Genomic DNA, 10,709 nt, shown 5'->3' on the forward strand with positions numbered 1-10,709 from the left:
CAAAATTTGTGTTGTGTGATGTTGTGTTTTGCTTTGGGTGGCGTCTTTAAAAGATAAGGTGTAAAAACGACTTTACACACTTAGAAGATTTGATTGACGCTCTTTGTATAGCAAGTAAACCAGTTTAAGAATAAAATTGGAAGTCCGAACCGTACATATTTCGTTACCAATGTAAATTTTTATGGTTAAATGCCGCCTTTTCATACAAAACAATCGTTTTCTTCTTAAGTTAACCAAAACTTAACAACTATAACCTGTTTACAGCTTTTGCTCTATTTTGTAAATAGTTGATTCCTTAAATTCCCATATCCACAAAATAGCATTACTATCTAAGTATCTCTTTTTTCGAGTATTCAATGTGGAAAAGCTCTACCATTTTTTAACATTAGCCGCTGTTGCTTTGTACTGGGTACTTGTCGCCGGTGTAACATTGCGTGTTGTACTAAAACGACGCTCTGTCAGCGTTTCTCTCGCTTGGCTTATGGTTATATACATTATCCCAATTGTGGGGGTGGCTTGTTACTTCCTATTTGGCGAGCTAAATCTTGGCAGGAAAAGGGCTGAACGCGCACATCGCATGTTTACTCCCTTTGGTGATTGGTTCCGTCAATTGAACGATTGCCAACTTCACCAACCAGGGAAAGTCGGCTCCCCTATCCATAAGATTGACGAGCTTTGTAACAATCGAATGGGCATTCCTGCGCTCAGTGGAAACACTCTATCCCTGCAATCTTCACCAAACGAGATCCTACACGCAATTATTGAAGATATAGAAAATGCCCAAACCAGTATTAAGATGGTTTTCTATATTTGGCATCCAGGTGGCCTGACCGATTCGGTTGCCTCTGCGCTGATTCGCGCAGCAAAACGTGGCGTAGATGTTAAAGTTTTGCTCGATTCAGCGGGTAGCCCGCGCTTTTTCAAAAGCCATTGGCTCGCAATGATGAAAGACGCGGGTGTTCATGTTGTACAAGCATTGGAAGTGAGCCCGTGGCGTATTTTCTTGCGACGCCTTGATCTAAGGCAGCACCGTAAGATTATTGTTATTGATGAGACTATTGCCTACACAGGCTCGATGAATATGGTCGACCCAGCTCACTTCAAACAGAGCTCGGGCGTTGGCCAATGGATTGATGTGATGGTTCGCGTCACCGGCCCAACCGTTAACGTGCTCTCTGCAATCCACGGCTGGGACTGGGAAGTAGAAACCGGCGAGCGTATTTTACCTGAGTTACCTGAGTGCTCTGTAGAAGAAGCAGTGACGCATCACCCCGTACAAGTTGTGCCGTCGGGTCCAGGTATGCCGGAGTATTTGATCCTGCAAGTTCTAACTATTGCGATCAATCAGGCTAACCATACCGTGCGTATTACGACCCCTTACTTTGTGCCGAGTGCGGACTTGTTAGAAACCCTTAAGATGACGGCTCAACGTGGTGTCAACGTCGAACTGATCATCCCACACAATAATGATTCGCTGATGGTTAAGTGGGCCTCTCGTGCATTCTATACCGAGCTACTCGAGGCGGGTGTGAAGATCTACGAGTTTTACGGTGGTCTTCTTCATACCAAATCGGTAGTCATCGATGAAGAGTTCTGCTTAATTGGAACGGTCAATATCGACATGCGCAGTTTATGGCTCAACTTTGAAGTAACGCTCGCTGTGGACGATGTGCATTTCACTCAAACACTCTCTGAACTGCAGAAATCTTATATCGCTTCATCTCACTCTGTAGAGTTAGAACAGTGGGAGCAAAGAAACCTAAGTAATCGCTTCTTTGAGAGGCTGTTCTACTTGTTCAACCCACTCCTATAGTTCCAGCAATAAGTCGATTATGGCTCGTTGTTTCCCCATCGATCATTTTTAACCTTTCACTGTTAACTGAGTGAAAGGTTAAAAATCGTAAGAAAAGCGCAAAAATCCCCGCTCCGCTCTTGCTTTGAACACTCTTGGCATGTTTTAAATAGGACATAACCGATTGATAAGGAATTCACAGCATGTCCGAGAACAAAACCACTAAACTGATCACAGCCGGTCGTGATAAGAAGTGGACCAATGGTGTTGTTAACCCACCAGTACAACGCGCTTCAACTGTCGTATTTAACTCAGTAGAAGAAAAGCGTAAGGCTACGATTAACCGCGCTAACAAAACCCTTTTTTACGGACGTCGTGGAACCAACACTCATTTCGCTTTCCAAGATGCGATGGTTGAAGTGGAAGGCGGCGCTGGCTGTGCACTCTACCCTTGTGGAACGGCAGCTATCTCTAATGCGATCCTTTCTTTTGTAGAAACAGGCGACCATATTCTGATGGTCGACACGTGCTACGAGCCAACTCGTGACTTCTGTGACACCATCATGAAGAAAATGGGTGTAGAAACCACCTACTACGAGCCAACCATTGGTGAAGGTATCCAAGACCTTATCAAGCCAAACACCAAGGTACTGTTTACCGAGTCTCCGGGCTCTGTCACCATGGAAGTCCAAGACATTCCAACGCTTGCGCGTATTGCTCACGAACATGACATCATCGTGATGCTAGACAACACTTGGGCAGCCGGCGTTAACTTCTCTCCGTTTGAGTTTGGCGTTGATATCTCGATTCAAGCCGCAACCAAATACATCGTTGGCCACTCAGATGTGATGCTAGGTACAGCGGTCGCGAACGAGAAATGCTGGGATCAGCTAAGAGAGCAAAGCTACTTGATGGGTCAGTGTGTTTCACCAGACGACGCTTACCTTGGCCTACGCGGCATACGTACTCTTGATGTTCGACTGCGCCAACACGCAGAAAGTAGCTTGAAAGTCGCTAAATGGTTAGAAACACGTCCAGAAGTCGACCACGTTCGTCACCCAGCTCTAGAGTCTTGCCCAGGCAATGAATTCTTTAAGCGAGACTTTACCGGTGGTAATGGCTTGTTCTCTTTCGTGCTCAAAAACTCAAATACAAAAGCGACCACAGCGCTACTTGATGGCATGACGCACTTTAGTATGGGTTACTCCTGGGGCGGCTTTGAGAGTTTGATCCTAGCGAACGAACCGAGCAGTTTTGATAGCCTAAGAACCGTTGCGAACCCTAACTTCGAAGGTACCTTGATTCGTGTTCATATCGGCTTAGAAGATGTTGATGATTTGATTGCAGATCTAGAGGCTGGATTGGAGCGTTACAACGCGCTCGTTTAATCTTTAGCATCAAGCTTACCGAGACTAAAAAGGCAGGACTACCCTGCCTTTTTTCAGTTCTGCGTATCAACAGCGTACAGCCCCACAAGCCCTAATAGCTGATTAGTGAACCTTGTAGCATGTCCAATTAAAGATTTCAGAGCGGTGTTCATTAAACAGATACAGGGACTGCTCCTTCTCCAAAATCGAGTAATCAATGGTCACTCCTTTGTACTCACTGTATTCCTGATTGATGATTGGATCATGAAACGGAGTTGCGGTTCTCACATCAATAATGCTCATCGACAAATGATCCCCATCCAAACCATAGTAACCCGAATAAAGGTTTTCCATCGTGCCTTCGGTACCGTCTTTCTCTGTAATCGTCACAAACTCTCTCATGCTAAAAGTTTGGTCAGACTGAAAAGTAATGCTCATTCGCTCATAAAGCGATTGGTACGGTCGGAATGCCTGAGATAAGAAATCCGTTTTTAGCGTTTTACAGTGCCATCGAGAGCCCGCCAGTGCATTTTGGTCGAGAAAAAAGCTTGCCGAAGCAATTACCAATAAAATGAGTAAGCCAATTAATCGCAAAAGTAGCTCCTCTGTTTCATATGAGCTGCAAACGAGTCAAAAGACGTCTCTACATTGAAAATCGTCGCCCCATAATTAAGAGCCTCGCCATCCTTCCTTTGAACTAACATGTACAAAGCATCGCTCTCTGGCTGATCGACAGATGGATAAATACGAACAAACACATCCACATTACAGTGGCTAGGTATCACACTGGTCAGCTTTTCAGTTATCGCTGGTAGCGAATAGGAATCTCCATGAACAATATGGAAAAAATAGTGGTTAGTATTGTCTGTGTAACTATCACTATATTCCGCCTCATCGATAAAGTAAGGCGTTGGCTTGTAGTAAGTTTGGAATAGATTGAACGCAGTAACGAGAACACAAATAAGTGCGATTATATAGCCTGCTTTGATAGCATGTTTATTGTTAGTTATGCTTGATAAACCAAGTGCAACCGAACCGTGCGCTTGATTTGAAGATGTAAAGCCCGAAGTTATAGCCGAAGAACTCTCTACAGGCTCTTGGCTTGTCGTTGAGGCTTTATCTGCTGTTACGATCGACTCCTCTTGAATCGTTGGCTTTGCTGCTATAGTCGCTACAGACGCCGACTGGACTTCATCAAGGTCTACTTGAGGCGCAGCTTGGGTGTTTGAGCTTGTTCCTTTCGACTCATTGATTTCAAGGGAATAGCCGGTTTTACTTACGGTACGAATTGTTGCACAACCACAAGTGACTCTAGACAGCGTTTTTCTGATCTTAGATATCACATTGGTTAGAGCTTGCTCTGAGACAATGACGTTACCCCAACACCTTTCAAATATCAGGCCTCGCTCAATGCATTCACCAGCATTCTCCAGTAAGAACAGGAACACCTTACCTTCTAACGGCGCGATAGTTTCTACGTGGCCATCTTCACGCACAAACTGCCTAAGCAAGGGATCATAACTAGCATCACAAATTTGGTAGCTTTGTTGTTTCACTATCGTCTTCTAGGTTTTAATTCGGTCGCATATGATATTGAATAGTTTATAAATGGCTAGTGAATTTTCCAATTTTCACACAATTATTTCGCGACAATAATTAACACTTTTATTTGTAAGGACAACCAACGATGTGGTCGTTCACCATACCGGTGGCTTGCATAAATGCGTAACAGATTGTTTCTCCTACAAACTTAAAGCCTCTCTTCTTTAAAAACTTGCTCATCGCTTTGGATTGCTCTGTTGAAGCGGGTACTTGAGACATCTCGGTCCACTGATTATCGACCACTTTGTTATCAACGAACTGCCATAAAGCATTCGATAGTGAGCCAAACTCTTTCTGAAGTTCCAGCGTTGCGCGAGCATTACTATATACCGAGGCAATCTTGCCCTTATGCTTAACCACATCGAAGTTTTCAATAATGCTCGGTACATTGTCCTCATTGAAAGCAGCGAGCTTGTTGAGATCATAGTTCTCAAACGCAGCACGATAGCCCTCTCGTTTTTTCAGTATAGTAATCCAGCTAAGTCCCGCTTGAGCGCCCTCCAAAGTGATGAATTCAAACAACACTTGGTCATCGTAGACAGGTACGCCCCACTCCGTATCGTGGTATTCCCTTTCAAGTTCATGTTTGAGTGCCCATGCACAGGTTCTTTCCACGGTATTCGCTTCCATTTCGATAATCTCACTTTGGTAATCGTACATAAAAATAATGCCCCAAGTCGGGGCATTATTTCAAAAGTAAATTAGAGTTATGCTACGTCAATTTTATGGAACAGGCGGTACAGTACCGGTACAACGATAAGCGTCAGTACCGTCGCAAAACCCAAACCAAACATAATGGTAACAGCCATTGGCTTGAAGAAAATATCAGGCAACAAAGGAATCATACCTAGAATCGTCGTAATCGCTGCCATACATACCGGGCGAACACGACTTAGCGCAGCATCAACAACAGCAACATAAGGATCCTTACCTGACTTCATCTCAATCTCGATTTGGTCAAGCAGTACGATACCGTTCTTCAAAAGCATCCCGGATAGACTCAAGAAGCCTAACAGAGCCATAAAGCCAAACGGGGTGTTTAAGGCCAGCAAGCCAGTCGTTACACCGATTAAAGCCAGTGGTACCGTTAACCATACGATCAGCGGCTCTTTTACTGAGTTAAACAGGAACACGGTGATCAAGAACATGAACAAGTAGCCAAGAGGCATGGTTGTGAATAGTGACGCCTGCGCATCCGCAGATGACTCATACTCACCACCCCACTCAAGAGAATAACCCGGTGGCATCTCAATCGCTTCTATTTGTGGCTGTAGGCGCTTCTGTAGCGTAGAAGCGGTTTCTTCGCCCAGTAGGTCAGGATCCGCCATGACTGTCAGCATACGCTTACGATTCTTACGAATGATCAGTGGATCTTCCCATTCCAACTCATAACCTAAAGTCACTTGTTGCAGTGGAATGTATTCACTTAACGCAGGGCTCCAGATCTTCATACCTTCGATGTTACGAATATCGACACGCTCATCTTCTGGTAAACGAGCCACAATCGGCATCAGCGTTGTACCATCACGGTACACACCGATCGACTTACCAGAGAAAGACATCGCGAGGAAATCATCAACATCAGACTTAGTGATACCGTAACGACGAGCTTGGCTTTCATTGAACTGAGGCTCTAGTACCTTAGTTCTTTCACGCCAGTCGTGGCGAACGTTAAATGCGCCGCTATCAGCACGCATTACATCCATCACTTGGGCTGCAATTGAACGAAGTACCGTTGGATCAGAACCTACAATACGTGCTTCAATCTTCGCACCGCCACCAGGACCTAATTCAATCTGCTTAAGCTTGTAATCTATCTCTGGGAACTGACCATCTACGTGCTCACGGAAGCGTTTCATTAGCCCTTCAAGCACTTCGTAACTTTTCACACGCACCGTTATCTCGCCGTAAGCGCTATAACTTTTCTCAGGTGCGTAAGTTAGCATGAAACGTTGCAAGCCTTTACCTGCAGTCGTCGTGATATGTTCTACTTCGTCCTGTTCAGCCAGCCAACCTTCTAGCACTTTAAGCTTGGTGTTGGTTGCTCGGATATCGGTCCCTTCTGGCATCCACACATCGACTTGGAACATCGGTGTCGTCGACGATGGGAAGAAAGCTTGTTTTACGAAACCAAAACCGTAAACACTCGCCCCTAGGCCTATGACTAACACAGCCATCGTCAACCATGCACGCTTCATACAGAACTCTAAAAAGTTCTTATAGATAACAAAGACCATCCCGTTATACGGATCTTTGCCCTCATTATCTGCATCGACCTTCTGACCTTTAAAGAAGATATCGGCAAAGAATGGCGTAATTGAGATAGCCGTAAACCAGCTCAACATTAGCGAGATAAGTAGAACCGTGAACAAGGTGCCACAGTACTCACCCGTCGAGTCTTCAGACAAACCGATAGGCGCAAATGCCGTTACCGCGATAACCGTTGCACCGAGCAATGGCCATTTAGTCTGAGTTACGATATCAGTCGCGGCCTGCATCCGGGTTCGCCCCTTCTGCGTGCCGATCAATATCCCCTCGACCACCACTATGGCGTTATCCACCAGCATCCCCAGTGCGATAACCAATGCACCCAGTGAGATACGTTGTAGATCGATTTTGAAGTACTGCATAAAAATGAAGGTACCAAACACGGTCAGTAGCAGTATCAAGCCAATCAACAGACCGGAACGCAGACCCATGAAGAACAGCAGCACCACGATTACGATCGCAACCGCCTGCCCCAAGCTCACCACAAAGCCGCTTACTGATTTATCTACTTCTTTTGGCTGGTTATACACCTCAGAAATATCGATGCCGACCGGCTGTTGATACTTAAGCTCTGCCAATCTTCGGTCAAACGCTTCACCCACCGCGACCACGTTTACGCCTTGCGCAAAGGACACACCAAGGTTAAGTGCTAGTTTGCCGTTGTAGCCGATAATGTTAGTCGGTACTTCAACATAACCACGGGTTACCTCTGCTACATCTTTTAAGTAGATGAGGCCTTGAGCGCCACCTTCGGTTAGGATCAAATCACCCAATTGCTCTACATTCTGGAACTCGCCCGTAGGATGGATACGAATGTATTCGTCACCAATTCTCACCGCACCCGCACTGGAAACAATGTTTTGAGTCGATAAAAGATTAAATACCGTGTTTGGCGAGATACCCAAAGAGCTAATCCGTTTCATCGAGATTTCAATGAACACTTGCTCTTGCTGCTGACCAGAAACAGAAACTTTACTGACCCCATCAACCAGTTCCAACTCTCGCCTTAAATAATCGATATAGTCCAATAGTTCTTTGTAGCTGTAGCCATCACCGGTTACCGCGAGCAAAATACCGTAAACATCACCAAAATCATCGATAACTTGAGGGTCGTTCACACCAGGCGGCAGTGACACTTTCAAGTCATTCACTTTTCGACGAAGTTCATCCCAAATCTGCGGCAGATCGTCTGGACCATAGTTATTCTTCATCGTTACCGTTACCTGAGACAGGCCGCGGCTAGAAATAGAGTTAACCTCATCAACATAGGTAAGTTGTTGGATCGCTTTCTCTAATGGATAGGTTACTTCCTCTTCTACTTGCTGAGGTGTCGCACCTGGGTAAGAGGTGACAACCATGGCATCTTTGATGGTAAAAGCCGGGTCTTCTAAACGCCCCAAACCAAAGAAGGCAGAAACACCACCAATCAGGAAGATCAACGAGAGCATCCAACTGATGACTTTATTGCGAATAAAGTAAGCCGCTACACCCGTGATCTGCTCATCACCCTGCTGAGCGTCATTCTGGGGCTTGTTATTTGCTTCACTCATTGTTCGCCTCCTGAGATAATACTTCCACTGTCATCCCATCTCGCAATCGCGATACGCCCGCTACAACTATATGTTGCCCCATCTCTAATCCTTTGATTATTTGCAACGTTTTCTGGTTGGCTTTACCTAATACCACTTTCTGCTTTGAAACTGTATTGTCGTCATTAATGACCCAAACGAATGAGTTCTTGCGAGTAAGTTCATCGCCGTCAGCATTGAATACCGCCTCTATAGGTACTAAAACACCAGCTTTCAGTTCCAATCCAATATCTCGACCATGTGAGGTAACGTCGACCGCCATACCGTCCAGAATCAGATCGTCTTCGGGCATCGGTAGTGCCAAGGTCACGGTAAAGGTTCCGGTGCTTGGATCGGGCTCTGTGGTGAACTCTTTAATGCCTGCTGGATACTCATTACCGCTCGGAACTCGCACGAGTGCGGTAACATTTTCTAGAATAGTTTCGCTTGGTTGGTTAACGTAAATTTGATCAGGAAGCTGAATAACGACCTCGACATCTTCCACGCTATGAATATTCACAATCTGCTGACCCACTTGAATGTTCTCAAATTGATCGACACTCACTCGGGAAATAATCCCATCAACAGGTGCTTTTAACATCGTGAAAGATAGACGTAGCTTCGCCAGTTCTAACTCGGCGTATGCGATCTGACGTTGAGCGGCAATCTCATCAAACTGAGACTTCGCGAGTAAGCCCTTTTTCACAAGAGGTTTTGAACGCCTGAATTGGCTATTCACTACGGTATATCGAGCTTGCGCATTATCGACGTCTAATTGATAGTCCGTTGGATCAAGCTCAGCAATCACATCTCCAGCTTCAACTCGTTCACCCTCTTTGACATCGAGCCTAAATATTTCACCCGCCACTCGAAAACTCAGGTGGGCTTTTTCCGCCGCGTTGGCAACGGCAGGGAAATACAGTTTGTCATTGAAATCTAATACTGAAATCTCAATCGCTTTCACTAATGGCGTATTATCGACTTCAACTTGTGGTTTCTCTCCACACGCGGTCAGCAAAGCTAAACATGACAATCCTGTCGCTAATTTAAATGCACTCATGTTATAGCCCCCTTTCCTTGATCCACTCTCGAACTTTAATGCCGGATTCAAGGCCATTGACTCCAGAGGTTACGATGCGGTCTCCATCATTAAGTCCAGAGACAATATGACGTTTTTCATCAATCACGATCGCGACTTTCTCAACGATACCGTCACTGTTTACACGCCATACAGATACATCGTCGCCATCAGTCATCATTGCTGAAGTCGGAATTTTAGTTGCAGCCGCTTGAGCCGACACGAGATTCACGGTACCAGACATACCCGGTAAAATGCCTACATCTGTCGGCCTTTCCATCACCATGGTCACCTTGTACGAACCGGTTTTAGGATCGGCCTCCGTATCCACCTCTTGGAACGTCAACACGTAAGAGTTATCAGGAAACGCGTCAAATATCATAGTCGCATCGGTTTCAAACCCAGAAGAAAAGCGCGTGATAAGTTGGTCGGGCAATAAGAAAACGACTTTAAGAATTTGATTGGTCTGAATATTCATGACGCCCACTTTGGCGGCAATATATTCATGGTTTTCTGCAGGAATAATGGAAATAGTGCCATCATACGGAGCAACCAATGTGGTGTAACGAAGATTCGCATTGGCTTGATTAAGCACCGCTCGAGCTGAATTGTGATTCGCTTTCGCTTGGTCGAAATCTTGCTCTGATACCACTCGATCTTTACGAAGTTTGATCGCACGTTGATATTGAACATCGGCTAGCTGAAAATTCGCTTTTGCTTGCTTCTCGAGTAGTTGGTATTCATCGGGGTTTAACTTGGCAAGTTCATCCCCTTTCGACACATGCTGGCCGGCAGTCACATCTATGCTCTGTAATAATCCAGGAACACGAAATGCAAGTACCGCTCTGTCACCAGCTTCGGTTGTGGCAGGGAAGTTACGCTCAAAAGCATTGTTACCGACGGAGACAGTGAAGAGTTTGGCGGGTCTGGATTCAGGTTCAGGCACGGGAGGAAGCTCCTTACCACACCCAGACAACCCAGCTAAGGCCGTCAATAGGACAAGGGAGGCTCTATACATTGGTGATCATCCATAT

The 10,709-nt window shown here is 45.5% G+C and carries 8 protein-coding genes; 2 read left to right on the top strand and 6 right to left on the bottom strand.

The features are described from left to right. Positions 1–358: 358 nt before the first annotated feature. Positions 359–1,813: a cardiolipin synthase gene (gene cls, locus F0228_RS16405; protein WP_061031734.1), complete on the top strand. Its 1,455-nt coding sequence runs from the start codon at positions 359–361 to the stop codon at positions 1,811–1,813. Positions 1,814–1,995: 182 nt separating this feature from the next. Continuing rightward, the gene (locus F0228_RS16410; protein ID WP_171762474.1) at positions 1,996–3,180 is read left to right on the top strand and encodes a cystathionine beta-lyase; all 1,185 of its coding nucleotides are present in this window, start codon (positions 1,996–1,998) and stop codon (positions 3,178–3,180) included. Positions 3,181–3,282: 102 nt separating this feature from the next. On the opposite strand, the gene F0228_RS16415 is transcribed toward F0228_RS16410, so the two are convergent. The 6 genes from F0228_RS16415 to F0228_RS16440 all read right to left on the bottom strand — a co-directional run bounded on the left by F0228_RS16415 (position 3,283) and on the right by F0228_RS16440 (position 10,693). Next, positions 3,283–3,753 carry a hypothetical protein gene (locus F0228_RS16415; protein WP_017108384.1) on the bottom strand — a complete coding sequence of 157 codons (471 nt, stop codon included), beginning with the start codon at positions 3,751–3,753 and terminating at the stop codon, positions 3,283–3,285. Continuing rightward, on the bottom strand, positions 3,744–4,715 hold the full coding sequence (locus F0228_RS16420) for a winged helix-turn-helix domain-containing protein (RefSeq protein WP_171762475.1): 972 nt from the start codon (positions 4,713–4,715) through the stop codon (positions 3,744–3,746). The genes F0228_RS16415 and F0228_RS16420 overlap by 10 nt, the downstream gene beginning before the upstream one ends. 109 nt (positions 4,716–4,824) lie before the next feature. Then, positions 4,825–5,391 carry a DNA-3-methyladenine glycosylase I gene (locus F0228_RS16425; protein ID WP_017108386.1) on the bottom strand — a complete coding sequence of 189 codons (567 nt, stop codon included), beginning with the start codon at positions 5,389–5,391 and terminating at the stop codon, positions 4,825–4,827. Positions 5,392–5,468: 77 nt separating this feature from the next. Beyond that, complete coding sequence (locus F0228_RS16430) at positions 5,469–8,579, bottom strand: efflux RND transporter permease subunit (protein ID WP_061031736.1); 3,111 nt, start codon at positions 8,577–8,579, stop codon at positions 5,469–5,471. Further along, positions 8,572–9,657: an efflux RND transporter periplasmic adaptor subunit gene (locus F0228_RS16435; protein WP_171762476.1), complete on the bottom strand. Its 1,086-nt coding sequence runs from the start codon at positions 9,655–9,657 to the stop codon at positions 8,572–8,574. Before F0228_RS16435 ends, F0228_RS16430 begins: the two co-directional genes overlap by 8 nt. A gap of 1 nt (position 9,658) precedes the next feature. Beyond that, positions 9,659–10,693 (bottom strand): efflux RND transporter periplasmic adaptor subunit, encoded by a 1,035-nt coding sequence (locus tag F0228_RS16440; protein ID WP_105059283.1) that lies wholly within the window; start codon positions 10,691–10,693, stop codon positions 9,659–9,661. Positions 10,694–10,709 lie beyond the last annotated feature (16 nt).

It is taken from the genome of Vibrio sp. 99K-1 (assembly GCF_013114585.1).
Taxonomy (GTDB): Bacteria; Pseudomonadota; Gammaproteobacteria; order Enterobacterales; family Vibrionaceae; genus Vibrio; species Vibrio chagasii_B.